12 protein-coding genes are annotated in these 16,725 nt (G+C 74.0%); 9 read left to right on the forward strand and 3 right to left on the reverse strand.

The window, feature by feature from the left end:
- Nucleotides 1–6: 6 nt before the first annotated feature.
- Nucleotides 7–675: a TetR/AcrR family transcriptional regulator gene (locus OEY_RS0113650; RefSeq protein ID WP_010594416.1), complete on the forward strand. Its 669-nt coding sequence runs from the start codon at nt 7–9 to the stop codon at nt 673–675.
- On the opposite strand, the gene OEY_RS0113655 is transcribed toward OEY_RS0113650, so the two are convergent.
- Complete coding sequence (locus OEY_RS0113655) at nt 641–1,645, reverse strand: helix-turn-helix domain-containing protein (RefSeq protein WP_010594417.1); 1,005 nt, start codon at nt 1,643–1,645, stop codon at nt 641–643. The two genes, OEY_RS0113650 and OEY_RS0113655, sit on opposite strands and share 35 nt — an antisense overlap.
- 146 nt (nt 1,646–1,791) lie before the next feature.
- On the opposite strand from OEY_RS0113655, the gene OEY_RS0113660 reads away from it, so the two are divergent.
- From OEY_RS0113660 to OEY_RS0113670, 3 genes are all read left to right on the forward strand, one after another.
- Nucleotides 1,792–2,595: an alpha/beta fold hydrolase gene (locus tag OEY_RS0113660; RefSeq protein WP_010594418.1), complete on the forward strand. Its 804-nt coding sequence runs from the start codon at nt 1,792–1,794 to the stop codon at nt 2,593–2,595.
- A 425-nt stretch (nt 2,596–3,020) separates the two neighbouring features.
- Entirely contained in the window at nt 3,021–3,272 is a 252-nt protein-coding gene (locus OEY_RS0113665; protein WP_010594419.1) for a hypothetical protein, read from the forward strand.
- Between the two features lie 101 nt (nt 3,273–3,373).
- Nucleotides 3,374–3,604 carry a DUF6480 family protein gene (locus tag OEY_RS0113670; RefSeq protein ID WP_010594420.1) on the forward strand — a complete coding sequence of 77 codons (231 nt, stop codon included), beginning with the start codon at nt 3,374–3,376 and terminating at the stop codon, nt 3,602–3,604.
- 53 nt (nt 3,605–3,657) lie between these two features.
- On the opposite strand, the gene OEY_RS0113675 is transcribed toward OEY_RS0113670, so the two are convergent.
- Complete coding sequence (locus tag OEY_RS0113675) at nt 3,658–4,068, reverse strand: YchJ family protein (protein WP_108754919.1); 411 nt, start codon at nt 4,066–4,068, stop codon at nt 3,658–3,660.
- 85 nt (nt 4,069–4,153) lie between these two features.
- Between OEY_RS0113675 and OEY_RS0113680 the strand changes: the two genes are divergently transcribed.
- From OEY_RS0113680 to OEY_RS0113690, 3 genes are all read left to right on the forward strand, one after another.
- On the forward strand, nt 4,154–5,143 hold the full coding sequence (locus OEY_RS0113680; RefSeq protein WP_010594422.1) for a magnesium transporter: 990 nt from the start codon (nt 4,154–4,156) through the stop codon (nt 5,141–5,143).
- Between the two features lie 91 nt (nt 5,144–5,234).
- The gene (locus OEY_RS0113685; RefSeq protein ID WP_010594423.1) at nt 5,235–5,537 is read left to right on the forward strand and encodes a chorismate mutase; all 303 of its coding nucleotides are present in this window, start codon (nt 5,235–5,237) and stop codon (nt 5,535–5,537) included.
- Nucleotides 5,538–5,557: 20 nt separating this feature from the next.
- A complete protein-coding gene (locus tag OEY_RS0113690) occupies nt 5,558–6,178 on the forward strand; it encodes an FHA domain-containing protein (RefSeq protein ID WP_010594424.1) in 621 nt (206 codons plus the stop codon).
- Nucleotides 6,179–6,186: 8 nt separating this feature from the next.
- Here the strand turns inward: OEY_RS0113690 and OEY_RS0113695 are convergent, their stop codons facing one another.
- Complete coding sequence (locus OEY_RS0113695) at nt 6,187–7,089, reverse strand: alpha/beta fold hydrolase (RefSeq protein ID WP_010594425.1); 903 nt, start codon at nt 7,087–7,089, stop codon at nt 6,187–6,189.
- A gap of 106 nt (nt 7,090–7,195) precedes the next feature.
- Between OEY_RS0113695 and OEY_RS0113700 the strand changes: the two genes are divergently transcribed.
- Together OEY_RS0113700 and OEY_RS28460 are read left to right on the forward strand one after the other, a co-directional pair.
- Nucleotides 7,196–7,687, forward strand: coding sequence for a TIGR00725 family protein (locus tag OEY_RS0113700; RefSeq protein ID WP_003938253.1), 492 nt, complete (start codon nt 7,196–7,198; stop codon nt 7,685–7,687).
- A 134-nt stretch (nt 7,688–7,821) separates the two neighbouring features.
- On the forward strand, nt 7,822–16,725 hold an 8,904-nt coding region (locus OEY_RS28460), incomplete at its 3' end, for a non-ribosomal peptide synthetase (protein ID WP_010594426.1).

Here is a 16,725-nt window from a genome sequence, read left to right on the forward strand (position 1 = left end):
AGTTCGATGTCCCAGCATGCCAAGAGGGCCTACAGTTCACCGCTGCGTGAGGAGGCTGCGCGCCGGACGCGAGCGACGATCGTCGACGCCGCCGCCCGGCTCTTCGTCGACCGCGGGTACGTCAGCACCACGGTCAGGCAGATCGCCGAGGCTGCCGGGGTGGCGGTGCGCACGGTCTTCACGGCGTTCCCCGGCGGCAAGTCCGAACTGTTCCGGGAGGCGCTCGACGCCGCGGTCGCGGGCGGGTCCGCGGTTGCCGTCGGCGACGAGCCCGCGCCGGGCCGGGGGCCACGTCCGGGACGGGTCGCGACCGGAACCGCGGGCTCGGACGCCGAACGCATCGTCGAGCAGGTCGTCCGCTACGGCGCCGACCTGCTCGAGCGGGCCGGCGGTCTGCTGATGACCTCGGTCGAGTCCTCGGGTGCGGACCCGGACATGCGCCGGTTCGCCGACGAGGACGCGCGCGCGACCGCGGACAACGCGCGCACCATCGCGGACGGGCTGCACCGGCACGGATTGCTGCGCGACGACGTGAGCGTGGAGCACGCGGCGCACGTGTTCTACACGCTGGGTTCTCCGCAGGTGCATGCCCTGCTGCGCCGCGACTGCGGCTGGGACGTGGACGAATACCGGGCGTGGCTCACGGCGACCCTGCGGGCGACGCTCCTGCGCTGAGCGCGGCCGCGGGCCCGGCCGCCCGCACCGCCCTCGGGGTGGTCCCGAAACGGGCCCGGAACGCCGTGCCGAACGCACTGAGCGAACCGAAGCCGGACGCGAAGGCGATACCCCCCACGGACACCGCGTTCCAGCGCGGATCCTCGAGGCGGCTGCGGGCGCGGTCCAGCCGCCGGGCGCGGAGCAGTTCCGCGGGCGTGGTGCCGGCCGTCCGCAACGCGAGCTGCAGTTGGCGCAGCGACCAGCCCAGCTCGCGGGCCATCGACGCCGGGGTCAGATCCGGGTCGTCCGAACGTTCGTCGACGTAGGCCCGGGCCGCCTCGGCCACCGCCTGCAGGCCACCGGGACGGAGGGGGCCGTGGGTATCGGCCAGGACGAGGGACACGAGCTCGATCACCCGTGCGCTGATCGCGACGAAGGCGGGGCCGGACAGCGACGTGCGTTCGCGGGCCAGCGTCCGCGTCATGGTCCCCGCCACCGCCCCGACGCCGCGGCGCAGGTCGAGCACACTCGGGCCGTCGGCGACGGCCCGATCGGGCAGGCAGCCCTCGGGGACGGTGAGCACCCACGCCCGGGCGTGGGCGCCATGGACGAGCTCGAACGGGCGGGCCATCGACACCAGGGCCGCGCGCCCGACGGGCACCGGCAGTGCGTGCCCGCCGTGGGCGACGGTGAGCGCACCGGACTTCGGCACGAACAAGCGCATGCTCCGGTCGTCGTCCCCGCGGACGTGCCGGGCGGTCCGCGCGTAGGTGATGCGATCGGACCAGAACTCGACGAGCTGGTGACCGCCGCAGCGCTGCACGTGTGTGGCCCCGACGAAGCCGGCCGGGGCACGCTCGTCCCGATCGGGGAACGAATAGTCCAGGGTGCCGTGGTTGAACCGCACGTGGTCGGTCCAGAACTCGGCGCGGTCGCGCTCCGGCACCCGGCCCGTCGTCGTGAACCGCACCTCGTACTCCGCTGCCACCGTGACCTCCTCGTCGGCCGTGCGCGCGCCGGACAGTGCTCTGCGCGGATCGGCGAGTGCTGCGTCCCGCCCGCTCCCTACGCTCGTCGGCAGTGTAGTGACGAACGCCACAGCCGGAGCGCGGTGGCCCGATCCAGGAGGTTTCCATGCTGCGAGCAGCGGTCAACGGGACGGAACTCGCCTACGTCGACGCCGGTCCGCGCGACGGAGTGCCGATCGTGTTCAGCCATTCGCTCTTCTTCGATCACACGATGTTCGACGCGCTCGCGGAGAAGTTCACCGCCGACGGGTACCGGGTCGTCGCCTACGATCATCGCGGGCAGGGCGAGAGCGCCCCGGCGCCGCGGGCGGAACTCGCGGTCGACGTCCTCGCCGAGGACGCGGCGGCCCTGATCGAACACCTCGGTCTGGCCCCGTGCCACGTCGTCGGCAACTCGCTCGGCGGGTTCGTCGCGCTGCGGCTCGCCGCGCGACGCCCCGAACTGCTCCGCACGGCCGCCGCGCTGGGTTCGTCGGCGGAGGAGGAACACAAGCTCGCCGAGTTCGCTCCGCTGGTCGAGCATCTCACCGAGCACGGCACGGCGGACGTCGTCGACACGGTCATGTACATCATGTTCGGCGATTCGAGCCTCGCTCAGGAGAGTTCGATGACGAGCACGTGGCGCGCCGCGATCGCCCGGCTCGAACCCCGCATCGGCGACGCCGCCCACGGCGTCATCCACCGCGGGCGGATCGTCGAGGAGCTGGCCGGGTGCCGCGTGCCGGTCCTCGCCGTCGCCGGGAGCGAGGACCACGCGTACCCGCCGCCGATCTCGTCGGCGAACATCGCCGACGCCGCGAGCGGCCGGCACGTCACGGTGGACGCCGCAGGGCACTCCGTGGCACTCGAACAGCCGGAGGCGGTCGCCGAGCACCTCAGGAAGCACTTCGCCGCGGCGGAGAAGGGCTGATCCGCAGGTCGGAGGGGCGCGGCAGCCGCCCGGCGACCTGAACCGTGCGGAGCTCGCGCACAGCAGCGGGAGGGCACCGGGCAGGAGCGATCGGGATGTACGGGCACGAATCCATACGAGACGGAATATCAAAATTATCCGAATAAGTGTGTCCACGTTCCTCGATCCACCGAAGCCCCGCCGAATAACCCCGCCGAGCAGCCACGCCGACCTCGGGCGGTGCGACGTGCCCCGGTGCCGAACCGGGGACGCTGACACAACCCGCCGACGGCACGGCGGGCGTGTTTCGGACCACCGCGCGGCGGATACCCGGGGCCGACAGGTTCCACCGTCCGCGCCCCCACCGGGGGTGCGGACGGCGATCGTCGCCGGCTCGACGGGTCGGTGACGGTGCGCCGGAGATGACGCTGCCGAGAAGGGGTTCCATGAGCCACGCCAGCTTCGCGTCCCGGGTCGGCGCGGCACGCGAGAGGATGTTCGATCTCGTGCTGGAGATCGCGGCGATCGTCGAGGCCGCCGACGCGCTCGACCGGGACTCCCTGCCCCTCGCCGACGAGATCGCCGTGAGCGGACTGATCGATGCCCTCACCGACGTGAGCCGGCACTTCGATGCGGCGGCGGAACCGTTCGGGGAGGCGGTGTGGTTCTCGCGGCACCTGCCCGGTCCGTTCGGTTGACGGCCACGGGTGAGGATTGCGCCGCCGGAAACCGGGTATGCGGTCGGGGCCGAGACGCTGCGCTCGGCCCTGTTTCCGTACAGCAGACACCAGGAGCGCACTTGAGCAACCAGGACCCCGGACCCCGACCCGAAGATGCGCCCGGCCTCGACGCCGGTGGGGGCGTACAGCCCGGAGACACCCCACCCGACGCCGGACAGACCTCCGGCCTGTCGCATCCCCAACCGAACCCGAGCCGGGTGATGCCCGTCTTCGCGATCGTGCTCATCGCGCTGATCGTGCTCGGAGTGGCGGCGTTCTTCGTGGCGCGCGCGTTCGCCCTGTTCGACTGAGACACCGAACGACTGGGACACCGAACGACTGAGACACCGAACGGTCGGGCTCGTCAGGGTCGTCCGAGCGCCCCGACGTAGTACCAGCGGCCACCCTCACGGAGGAACCGGCTGTGCTCGTGCAGCACGTCCTCGTGACCGCCGAAGCGGTAGTGGGCCCGGAACTCGACCGTCCCCTCCGAGTGCAGGAACCCGCCGCTCGTGCGCACCACCTCGAGCCCGGTCCACCGCTGCGCCGGATCGAGATCCAGTCGCGCCGGGCGGGTGTCGGGGTGCCACGTACGACGCAGATAGTCGTCGTCGCCCACCGCGAAGGCGGTGTACCGCGACCGCATCAGCTGCTCGGGCGTCGGCGCGTCCCCACCCGCGAGGAACGGCCCGCAGCAGTCGCCGAACGGAAGACCCCGGCCGCACGGACACGGAGCGGACGATTCGGGCCGGGGGTAGCGCGGGCGTCGAGTCACCGGCACATTATCGCCGCCGCCCGGAACCGGACGGTCGTGGCACGATCGACGCCCGGGACGAGCGCGGTCGGAGGAACGGTGAACCATGGTCGATTCTGCCGCCACACCGGCGCGGGGACAGGGCAGTCCCGGCACCGCGCTACACCACAGCTTCGCGGCCGTCCCGGTGGCCGGGCCGTACGACACCGCCGCCGACGTGCTCGACCGGATGCGGGAACACAGCTTCGACAGTGCCGCCGTCGTCGCCGTGCTCGTCGGTGAGACGCTCGCCGGTCTCGTCACGATCGAACGGCTGCTGGCGGCCCCCGGTGCCGCCCGGATGGACGACCTCATGGACCCGGATCCGCCGGTGGTGCACCCGGATACCGCGCAGGAACGCGCCGCGTGGAAAGCGGTGCAGCACGGCGAGCCGGGCCTGGCCGTCGTGGACGGCCACGGCCGGTTCCGCGGCCTCATCGCGCCGCAACAACTGCTCGCCGTGCTGCTGCACGAGCACGATCAGGACATGGCCCGGATCGGCGGCTTCGCGCACTCGGTGGAGGCGGCGCGGGCCTCGAGCGTCGAGGGAATCCGTCGCCGGCTCTGGCACCGGCTGCCGTGGCTCGTCGTCGGTCTGATCGGGGCCATGGTCTCGGCCCGCCTGATGCAGGTGTTCGAGGCCGAACTCGACGCCGACCTCGCCGTCGCGTACTTCGTGCCGGGAATCGTGTACCTGGCGGACGCCGTCGGGACGCAGACCGAGGCACTGGTCATCCGCGGATTCTCGGTAGGGGTGGGGATCCGCCGGATCGTGCGCCGGGAGGTGCTGACCGGACTGTCGGTGGGGGCGCTCCTCGGGGCGACCATGCTGCCGGCCGTGCTGCTCATGACCGGGAACCGGGATCTCGCGGTCGCCGTGGCGTCGGCCGTGCTGGCCGCGAGCACCATCGCGACGACCGTGGCGATGGTGCTGCCGTGGGCGCTGCAACGGCTGGGCAAGGACCCGGCGTTCGGGTCCGGCCCGCTCGCGACGGTGATCCAGGACCTGCTCTCCATCGTCATCTACTTCGTGGCCGTGACGCTGCTCCTCGGCTGAGGGTGGGGCGATCTCCACCCCAGGGTTCCTTGGGGCGCAGGACGATACCGGGTCACGATGAGACCACCGACCGACAACCCGTGGAGGCCCCGTGACCGCAACCTCGGAGAGGTTCACCCCGAGCCACACCGACCCGGATCGCGTGTTCGACGAGATCGACCGGATCGATGCCGAGATCGTCGCCGCCATCCGGTACCGGACCGGCCTCGTCCACCGTGCCGGCCGGCTGCGCCGCGCCGGGCACGGAACGACGTCCGTGCATGCGTGCCGCGAGATGGCGGCGCTCACCCGGTTCACCACTGCGCTGGGCCGGGACGGCACGGCGCTGGCGGCGACGCTGCTGCGGTTGGGCCGCGAACCCCTTGCCGACACCGCGACCTGCGGGCAGGATTGAGTCCGCCCCCGGAGGTTGTGATGAGCGTCGTCACCGAATCGCGTCTGACATACGTCGACAAGCAGGGGCGGCAGCATCGATTCGAGCTGTCGCCGGGCTCGCCTCGCGTCACCATCGGCCGGGCCCCGACGTCGGATGTGGCCTTCACCGGCGACAACGAGGTCTCCCGCCTGCACGCCGTCGTGGAGTGGATCGGCACCCACTGGACCATCCTCGACGACGGGCTCTCCCGAAACGGCACGTTCCTCAACGGGGAACGCATCACGGGACGCCGGCGGCTTCGGGAGGGCGACAGCATCCGGATCGGCTCGATCCGCCTGACCTTCCAGGAGATCGGCGCCGGCCCGGACGAGGCGACCCGTGTCGCGTCGGAGCTGCCGACGGTGCGATCGCTGACGCAGACACAACGCGGCATCCTGCTCGCGTTGTGCCGGCCCTACAAGCACGGCGCCGCCTTCGCCACCCCGGCATCCAACCAGGACATCGCCTCCGAACTGTTCCTCAGCGTCGATGCGGTGAAGACCCACCTGCGGGCGCTGTTCGCGAAATTCGGGGTCGAGGACCTGCCGCAGAACCAGAAGCGGGTCCGGCTCGCCGAGCTCGCCCTCCACAGCGGCGTCATCACCGAACGCGACCTCTGACCGGCGGCTCACCCGACCCGCTGCAGCAACCCGCCGAGTGCCCGCGCGACCTCCGCGGGCCGGTCGGTGATCACCGAATGGCCCGCGCCGTCGACCCGCACCAGCTCGGCGCGTGGCAGCCGCTCCGCCAGACCGGCCGACAGCTCGAACGGGGTCCACTCGTCCGCCGAGCCGCACAGCACGACCGCGGGGACGGCGGCGAGCACCGCCAACGCGGCGGACTCGTCGAGCACCGCGAACGATCGCAGGAACGCCGCCATCGTCACCACCGGCGTGTCGTTCGCCAGCACCGCCATCAGAGCCGCCAACCGGGAGCCGGGGGTTCGTCGCTGCGACGTCCGCCGCAGCGGCCGCACCGCCCGCCCACCCAGGTGCAGCGCGCGTTGCACCGCGCCGGGCGCGTGTCGCACCGCCCGGTGGAACAACGCGACCGCGGGACTGTCGAGGTAACGCCCGAGACCCGACCGCCCGAGATCACCGGCGGCGGTGCCGATGAGACAGACCCCGGCGACGCGGGTGCCGATCTCGTGCGGATGCTGACGGGCGTAGGACAGGATCGTCATGCCGCCCATCGAGTGGCCGACCAGCACCACCGGCCCGGCGGAGACCGCGCGCAGTACCGCCGCGAGATCACGCCCGAGCTGTTCGACGGTGTACGTCTCCGGCCCGGCAGTGCCGGACGCGCCGTGACCCCGGTGGTCGAAGAACACCATCCGCAGCGTGGCCCCGTACCGCCGGATCAGCGAATCACGAAGCGGCGCCCAGGTTTCCGTGCGTCCGCAGTGCCCGTGGACGAACAGGGCGGTGAGCGGCGCGCCGGCCGCGCCGAGTTCGTGGACCGCGAGCGGCACGCCGTCGTCGGCGATCACCGTGTGGCGGCGCACGAAGCGCTCGGTGCGGAGGGTGGACATGCGGACAAGGATCCACGGACGCCGGCGCCGGGACGAGCAGCCCCGGTGGTGGTGGATTTCACCTCAGGGGGCCACTTCTGCACCCTGGGTGGTGGACAATCTCGTCATGGATGCGCAGCGGTACGTCGGCGTGGTCGGGCCCGCGGAAGCCACGGCCGAACAACGCCGGATCGCCCGTCAGGTCGGCGGGCTGCTCGCGGCGCGACGCGCCGTCGTCGTGACCGGGGGACTGGGCGGGGTGATGGCCGCGGCGTCGCGCGGCGCCGCCGAGGCCGGCGGCACCACCCTCGGCCTGCTCCCCGGCGACGACCGCGCGGAAGCCAACCCGTACCTGACCGTGTCGATTCCGACCGGGCTCGGCGAGATGCGCAACGCCCTGCTGGTACGCACGTGCGAGGCGCTGATCGCGGTCGGCGGCAGCTGGGGCACGCTCAGCGAGATCGCGCTCGCCGTCCGGACCGGGGTCCCGGTGATCTCGATCGGGGGGTGGCCGCTGCCCGCCGCCGGGGTGCTCGCCGTCACCTCCGCCGGGGACGCCGTCGAAGCCATCCACGACCTGCTGTGGCGGCGCGATCCCACCGCGGGCTGGACCGGTTGAGGACTTCCCGCACCCGAGGGTGATTCTCGACCACCCCTGCGGGTGCCACCTCCACCGCTGGGGTCGGTATCTGCATCGGGGTCTGCGGACGACCGTGGAAGCAGCACAGTCCACCGGTCGTCAGGAGTACCCCCGTGTTGCACGAAAGCCCGGTCGCCCACGCACATCTCGGTGCCCCGCAGCCCACCGGCGCGTTTCCGCTCTCGGCGGCCCAGCGCGGCATCTGGTTCGCCCAGCACCTGGCCGGCGACACGCCCGTCAACATCGCCCAGTACGTCGACATCACCGGGGATCTCGACCTCGACGCCCTCGAGACTGCCGCGCGTGCGGTCGGACGCGAGTTCGGCACCGGGTTCCTGCGCATCCTCGAGGAGGACGGTCACCCGTTCCAGACCGTCGTGCACACCGGAGAGCGCCTGACGGTGGTCGACCTGCGGGGCGAAGCCGACCCGGTCGCCGCGGCCCGCGACTGGATGGAGCGCGACTACACCGCCCCCGTCGACATGTGCACCGACCGGCTCACCGTCACCGCCGTGCTGCGCGTCGGCGACAACCGCTGGTTCTGGTACGCCCGAATCCACCACATCGCCCTCGACGGCGTCGGAGCGATGACCCTCGTCGCGCGCACCGCCGAGCGCTACACCGCCACCGTCACCGGAACCACGGTGCACGCGCCGCGCACCGCCGCGCTGCCCGACATCGTCGCCGCGGACGAGGCCTACCGGCGCTCCCCGCGGTTCGAGACCGACCGCGCGTACTGGACCGAACACCTGGCCGGCCTGAGCGATCCCGTGTCGCTGGCCGGCCGGGGTGCCCCCGCCGACGCGCATCCACTGCTGGTCGGCGCGGAACTTCCCCCCGACACCGAGCAGGCCCTGCGCGATGCCGCGGCCCGTCGCGGGTCGAGCCTCGCCCCGCTCGTGGTCGCCGCGTTCGGCACCTACCTCGCCCGGATGACCGGCCACGACGAGGTGATGCTCAGCCTGCCCGTCTCGGCCCGCACCACCGCCGTGCTGCGCCGCTCCGGCGGCATGCTCGCCAACGTCGTGCCGCTGCGGCTGCGGACCGACGCCGCCACCGTCGCCTCCGTGATCGCCGCAGCGGAACTCGAGCTGACCGGGGCGCTGCGCCGCCAGCGGTACCGGCAGGAGGACATCGCCCGCGACCTCGGTCTCACCGGCGACCACGCCGCCGGGTTCGGCCCGTCGGTCAACCTCATGCTGTTCGACCACCAGGTCCGGCTCGGCGCGCTCACCGGCCGGGTCCACGTGCTCACCTCCGGGCTCATCGAGGACCTCTTCGTCAACCTCTACCCGGGCGGGCACAGCACGCACCTCGACTTCCAGGCCAACCCGAACCTGTACACCCGGGACGAGCTCGCCGCGCACCACCGACGGTTCCTCGCGTTCCTACACCGTTTCGCCACCGCCGACCCCGGCCGGCGGCTCACCGACCTGGACCTGCTCGGCGACGACGAGCGCGCGGCCCTCGTCCCGGCCCGCGGCGCCGAGCCGGTGCCCGCCCGCACCCTCGCCGACCTGCTCACCGCCGGGGCGGCCCTCGACCCCGGTGCCGTCGCCGTGATCGACGGTCCGCGCACCGTGACCTACTCCGAACTGGACACCGCCACCGACCGGCTCGCCCGGCTGCTGCTGACCCGCGGCGCCGGACCGGAGACCACCGTGGCGCTGGCGCTGGCGCGCTCGCTCGACTCGGTGCAGGCCGTGTGGGCGGTCGCCAAGACCGGGGCCGCGTTCGTGCCCGTCGACCCCGGCCACCCCCGCGCCCGGCTCGACCACGTCCTGCGCGACAGCGGCGCCCGCATCGGCCTGACCGTCGCCGCGCACCGGGACGGCCTGCCCGAGCACACCGACTGGATCGTGCTGGACGACCCCGCGACCGTCGCGGCGGTCGCGGACATGGACGCCGCGCCGATCACCGACCGGATCGTCCGACCCGAGCACGCCGCCTACATCGTCTACACCTCCGGGTCCACCGGCACCCCCAAGGGCGTCGTCGTCACCCACGCCGGCCTGGCGAACCTCGCCGACGACGCCCGCACGCGGCTCGCCGTCACCCCCGATTCGCGTGCCACCCACCTGTACTCGCCGGCCTTCGACTCCTCGATCGAGGAGCTGCTGGTGACCTTCGCGGCCGGCGCCACCCTGGTGGTGGTACCGCCGCAGGCCTACGGCGGCGCCGAGCTCGCCGAGGTACTGCACGCCGGACGAGTCACCCACCTCGACGCGACCCCGGCCGTGCTCGCAACCCTCGACCCCGACGAGCACCCCGAGATCGGCACGGTCGTGGTCGGTGGGGACGCCTGCCCGCCCGACCTGGCCGACCGGTGGTCCCGGGGCCGGCAGTTCCTCAACGCCTACGGCCCCACCGAGGCCACGGTCACCGCCACGTTCGCCGCCCCGCACCGTCCCGGCGCCGGCGTCGACGTCGGAGCACCGATCCGCGGCATGCGCGCCCTGGTCCTCGACCGGTGGCTGCAGCCCGTGCCGGTGGGGGTGACCGGCGAGCTGTACCTGGCCGGGCCGGGTGTCGCGCGCGGCTACCTCGGCCGCCCCGACCTGACAGCGGCCCGCTTCGTGGCCGACCCGTCGGCACCCGGCGAACGCATGTACCGCACCGGCGACCTGGTCCGCTGGCGCGGTGTGTCCTTCGGGCTGCCAGGACAACCCAAAGGACACACCGGCGGCGCAGCCGCCGCGCTCGAGTTCGCCGGCCGCACCGACCACCAGGTCAAGATCCGTGGATTCCGCGTCGAACTCGGCGAGGTCGACGCCGCGCTGCTCCGGCACGACACCGTCGCCCGAGCCGTCACCATCGGCACCTCCACGCCCGCCGGCGCGACCGTCCTCGCCGCCTACGTCGTCGGCCGTCCCGGCGCCCCCGTCGACGGTGACGCCCTGCGCGCCGCACTCGCCGCCACCCTGCCCGCCTACCTCGTGCCCGCGGTGATCACCGTGCTGCCCGAGCTGCCGCTCACCCCCGTCGGCAAGATCGACCGGGCCGCGCTGCCCGCCCCCGACTTCGGCGCCACCGCGACCCCCGGCGGCCGCGCCCCCGAAGGCGCACGCGAGGAACTGATCGGCGCGCTGTTCGCCCAGGTGCTCGGGGTGGAACGGGTCTTTGCCGACGACAGCTTCTTCGCCCTCGGCGGCGACAGCATCGTCGCGATCACCCTGGTCTCCCGCGCTCGTGCCGCCGGACTGCGCTTCACCGCCCGCGACGTCTTCGAACGTCGCACCGTCGCCGCCCTGGCCGCCGTCGCGGTGGCGGACACCGGCGACGAGCCGGCCCTCGCCGAACTCCCCGGCGGCGGCACCGGCCCGGTCGAGACCACCCCGATCGTCGCCGAACTGCTGACCGACGGCGGGCCCGTCGACCGGTACGGACAGGCGGTGCTGATCCGCCTGCCCGAGCACCCCGACCCCGCGCACCTGGCCGGGGCCGTGCAGGCACTGCTCGATCGGCACGACGCGCTGCGGATGCGGCTGACCGCGTCCCGCACACTCGAGGTGCTCCCCGCCGGTGCGGTCGCCGCCGAGGCGGTGCTGCATCGCACCCCCGTCGACGAGCCACGCGGCGCCGCCGAGGCCGCGCTGGAGGCCGCCGCGGACCGGCTCGACCCCGCCGCCGGGATCGTCGCCCAGTTCGCGTGGCTGGCCTCGCCCGGCGGCCGCGACGACCTGCTCGTGGCCGTCGTCCACCACCTCGCCGTGGACGCGGTGTCCTGGCGCATCCTGCTGCCCGACCTCGCCGCCGCCTACACCCACGGCGGTGCCGCGTCCGCCCTCGCCCCGGTCGGCACGTCGCTGCGCCGGTGGGCGCACGGCCTGACCGAGACCGATCGCAGCGACGAATTGCCACTGTGGGAGCGGATTCTCGCCACGCCCGATCCGGCGCTGGGGGAGCGGCCGTTCGACCCGGCGCGCGACACCGCCGCCACCTCCGCGCAGCTGCGCGTCCGCGTGCCCGCCGAGGTCACCGACGCCGTCCTGACCGCCGTACCCCAGCGGTTCCACTGCGGCCCCGTCGAGGCGCTGCTCGCCGCGCTCGGCCTGGCCGCCGAGCGGTGGCGCCGCAACCGTGGCCGCCCCGCCCCCGCGACGCTCGTCGGCGTCGAGGGCCACGGCCGGGAGGAGGCAGCGGTCCCCGGTGCGGACCTGTCCCGCACCGTCGGATGGTTCACCACCGTGCACCCGCTGGACGTGGACCTGACCGGGATCGACGTCGACGACGCCCTCGGCGGCGGCGCCGCGGCGGCCGCGGCGATCCGATCGGTCAAGGAACGACTCGCCGCCGTCCCCGACCACGGCATCGGCTACGGCCTGCTCCGGTACGTCGCCGGGATCCTGCCCGCGCATCCGGCACCGCAGATCGCCTTCAACTTCCTCGGCCGCATCGACACCACGGTCGACGCACCGTGGCTGCCGCTCGGCACCGCCGCGACCCGCGAGCCCCGCATGCCGCTGCCCGCGGTGCTCGACATCGACGCCGCCGTCGACGCCGACGGACTCGTCGGCACCTTCACCTACGCGACCGGCCTGCTCGACGAGGACGCCGTCGACGAGTTCGCACAGCTGTGGGTGGCCGCGCTCGCCGCCCTCGCCTGGCACGTCGGCGACCCGGCCGCCGGCGGCCACAGTCCCTCCGACTTCCCGCTGGTCGCCGTCCACCAGGACCGGATCGACGAGTGGGAGCGCGACCGGGGAGGCCTGGCCGACCTGTGGCCCCTGTCCCCCCTGCAGGCCGGGCTGCTGTTCCACACCGGCTACGCCGCCGCGGACGCCCCCGACGACTACACCGTGCAGACCGCGCTCGAACTCGCCGGCACCGTCGACGCCGCCCGGCTGCGCGCCGCGGCACAGTCCGTGGTCGACCGGCACGACAGCCTGCGCGCCGCCTTCCGTGACACCGCCGCCGGTCCGGTCCAGCTCGTACGGCACACCGCCGTGCTGCCCTGGCGGGAAACCGACCTCCGCGGCCGCGCCGACACCGACGGCGAACTGGCGCGCATCCTCGACACGGACCGCGCCGACCGGTTCGACCTCACCGCCGCGCCGCTGCTGCGCATCCACCTCATCCGCACCGCCGACGACCGGTACCGGCTGCTGCTGACCAACCACCACCTCGTCCTCGACGGCTGGTCCACCCCGCTGCTCGTCGCCGAACTGCTCACCGCCTACGCCGCGGGCGCGGCCGTGCCCGGCCCGGCGCCGTCGTTCCGCAACCACCTGGCCTGGCTCGCCGGCCGGGACGCCGTCGCCGCGCGGACCGCGTGGGCCCGCGCGCTGGACGGCATCGACGCCCCCACCCTCGTCGCCCCGCACGCCGACGGGGCCGACACCGGCGGCGCCGCCCACACCGTCGAGCTGAGCGCCGAGACCGCCGCCGGACTCGCCGCCGCCACCCGCGCCCACGACGTCACCCTCGCCACCGTCGTGCAGGCGGCGTGGGCGCTGACCCTGGCCGAGGTCACCGGCCGCACCGACGTGGTGTTCGGCTCCACCGTCTCCGGCCGACCGCCCGAGCTGCCGGGCGTGGACGCTGTGCTGGGTCTGTTCGTCAACACCGTGCCGGTGCGGGTGCGCCTGCAGCCCACCGACACCGGCACCGAACTGCTGCGCCGCATCCAGGCCGAACAGGCGGCGCTGCTCGAGCACCAGCACCTCGGCCTCCCCGAGATCCACCGGGCGGCCGGCGTCACCGAACTGTTCGACACCCTCGCCGTCGTCGAGTCCTACCCCCTCGACCGCGACGCTCTCTCCGCACTGGCCGACAGCGCCGGAATGCGCGTTCTCGGCGTCACCGGCGCCGAAGCCACCCCGTACCCCGTGAGCCTGATCGTCGAGCCGGGCGACCGGCCGCAGCTGAGCCTGCGGTACCGCCCCGCCGCGGTCGGCGACGTCGCCGCCCGCCACCTCGTCGAGCGCTGCGCGCAGCTGCTCGGGGCGCTCGCCCGCACCCCGGACCGCCGCATCGCCGCGCTCGGCGCCCCCGGGGTCGCGGCCCCGTTCACCCCCGGCCGGGACCGGGCCGTCACGCTCGCCGAGATCCTCACCGGCACCGCAACCCGTCACCCGGACGCGGTCGCCGTCGTCACCGATGCCGGCGAGATCACCTACCGCGACCTGAACGACCGGGCCGACGCGCTGGCGGGGCTGCTCGCGGCGCACGGCGCCGGACCCGGCACGGCCGTCGCGCTGGCGCTCACCCGCTCGTTCGAGTCGGTTCTCGCCGTGTGGGCGGTCGCGAAGACCGGGGCCGCCTTCGTTCCCGTCGACCCGCGCCATCCACAGGACCGGATCGAGCACATGCTCACCGACTCCGGCGCCCGGCTGGGCGTCACGGTCTCCGCACACGGTGCCCGGCTCACCGGTGCCGCGGCGACCTGGCTGGTCCTCGACGACCCCGCCACCACCGCCCGCCTCGCCGCGACCCGCCCCGCGGCGACGTCGCCGGCCCGGGTCGACGACCCGGCCTACCTGATCTACACCTCCGGCTCCACCGGCACCCCGAAGGCCGTCACCGTCACCCATCGCGGCCTGGGCAACCTGGTCGACGCCCAGATCGTCGTGCTGGGACTGACCCTCTCGGCCCGCGTCGCGCACGTCGCGTCACCGAGCTTCGACGCCTCCGTGTTCGAACAGCTCGCCGCGTTCGCCGTCGGCGCCGGGCTCGTCGTCGTGCCGCCGACCGTCGTCGGCGGCGACGAACTGACCGCCCGGCTCACCGCCGCCGCCGTCACCCACCTCGTCGTCACCCCCGCGGTGCTGGCCACCCTCGACCCGGCTGCGACCGCCACCGTGCAGACGGTGGGCGTCGCCGGCGAGGCCGTCCCCACCGACCTGGTGCGCCGGTGGGCGCCCGGCCGCACGATGCTCAACTTCTACGGCCCGACCGAGGCCACCATCTGGGCCACCGTCGCCGACCTCACCGCCGACGCGCCGGTCACGCTCGGCACCGGCATCCCCGGCACCGAAACCCTCGTCCTCGACAGCTGGCTCCGGCCGGCGCCGCTCGGCACGGTCGGCGAACTGTACCTGTCCGGCCCCGGTCTGGCGCGCGGCTACCACGGTCGTGCACCCCTGACCGCGAGCCGGTTCGTCGCGCATCCCCACCGGTCCGGCGCCCGCATGTACCGCACCGGCGACCTCGTGCGCTGGACCCGCGGCGGCGACGGCCGGCCCGTCCTGGACTATCTGGGCCGCACCGACTTCCAGGTCAAGGTGCGCGGCATCCGCGTCGAGCTCGGCGAAATCGACACCGCCCTCACGGCCGACGCCGACGTCGACTTCGCGACCACGGTCGGACGCCCCGGACCCACCGGCTCCACCGTCCTCGTCTCCTACGTGCGGCCCGTGCCGGGACGCGCCCTCGACCCGGACCGGCTGCGGGACCGGCTCGCCGAACAGCTCCCCGCCCATCTCGTGCCCGCCGCGATCGTCGTCCTCGACGAGGTTCCGCTCACCCCGGTCGGCAAGCTCGACCGGACGGCGCTGCCGGAGCCGGACTTCGGCCGCAGCCGCCGCCCGGCCCGCGCGCCGCGCGGACCCGTGGAGACCGCCGCCGCAGCCGCGTTCGCCGAGGTGCTCGGCCTGGCCGACCGCGGTGCCGACGGCTCGTCCTTCGACCTCGGTGCCGACGGCTCGTCCTTCGACCTCGGTGCCGACGGCTCGTCCTTCGACCTCGGTGCCGACGGCTCGTCCTTCGACCTCGGTGCCGACGGCTCGTCCTTCGACCTCGGTGCCGACGGCTCGTCCTTCGACCTCGGTGCCGACGGCTCGTCCTTCGACCTCGGTGCCGACGGCTCGTCCTTCGACCTCGGTGCCGACGGCTCGTCCTTCGACCTCGGTGCCGACGGCTCGTCCTTCGACCTCGGTGCCGACGGCTCGTCCTTCGACCTCGGTGCCGACGGCTCGTCCTTCGACCTCGGTGCCGACGGCTCGTCCTTCGACCTCGGTGCCGACGGCTCGTCCTTCGACCTCGGTGCCGACGGCTCGTCCTTCGACCTCGGTGCCGACGGCTCGTCCTTCGACCTCGGTGCCGACGGCTCGTCCTTCGACCTCGGTGCCGACGCCTCGTTCTTCGACCTCGGCGGCAACTCCCTCGACGCGACCCGCGTGATCGCCCGCGTCAACGCCACCGCCGGCACCGCCCTGGCGGTACGCGACCTGTTCGAGGCGCCCACCCCGGCGGCGCTGGCCGCACGCGCCGCGGGCCGCACCGGTGCCGCCGTCGCGCTCGGGCGCCGCGAGCGGCCCGCCCGCCTGCCGCTCGGACCGGCACAGCACCGGATGTGGGTGCTCAACCAGTTCGACCCCGCCTCGGGCGTCTACAACATCCCGGTGGCGCTGCGCCTGCGCGGACCGCTCGACCGCACCGCCCTCGCGGCCGCCCTCGGCGACCTCACCGGCCGGCACGAGAGCCTGCGCACCGTCTTCCCGGCCGATGCGGACGGCCCGCACCAGGTGATCGTCGATGCGGTGCCCCCCGCCCTCGACATCGTCGACGTGCCCGCGGACGCGGTCCGTGCCGCGGTGGCGGGTTTCGCCGGTGCCGGTTTCGACCTGACCGTCGAGCTGCCGGTGCGGGCCCGGGTGCTGCGTCTGGGTGCGCAGGAGCACGTGCTGGTGCTGGTGCTGCACCACATCGCCGCGGACGGGGTGTCGGTGGCGCCGCTGGCCCGGGACCTGATCGCCGCGTACGCCGCGCGTACCGCGGGGGCGGCGCCGGCGTGGGCGCCGCTGCCGGTGCAGTACGCCGACTACACGCTGTGGCAGCGTGAGACGCTCGGCGACCCCGACGACCCCGACTCGACCACCGCCCGGCAACGCGAGTTCTGGACCCGCACGCTGGCCGGCCTCCCGGACCGCATCGTGCTGCCCGCCGACCGGCCCGGACCCGCGGTGCAGTCCGGCGCGAGCGCCGACGTCGCCTTCACCGTCGCCGCCGACGTGCACGCCCGGCTGCGACGTCTCGCCCGCACCGAGAACGCCACCGTGTTCATGACCGTGCACGCC

This window comes from Rhodococcus sp. P14, assembly GCF_000256505.1.
Classification (GTDB): Bacteria; Actinomycetota; Actinomycetes; order Mycobacteriales; family Mycobacteriaceae; genus Rhodococcus; species Rhodococcus ruber.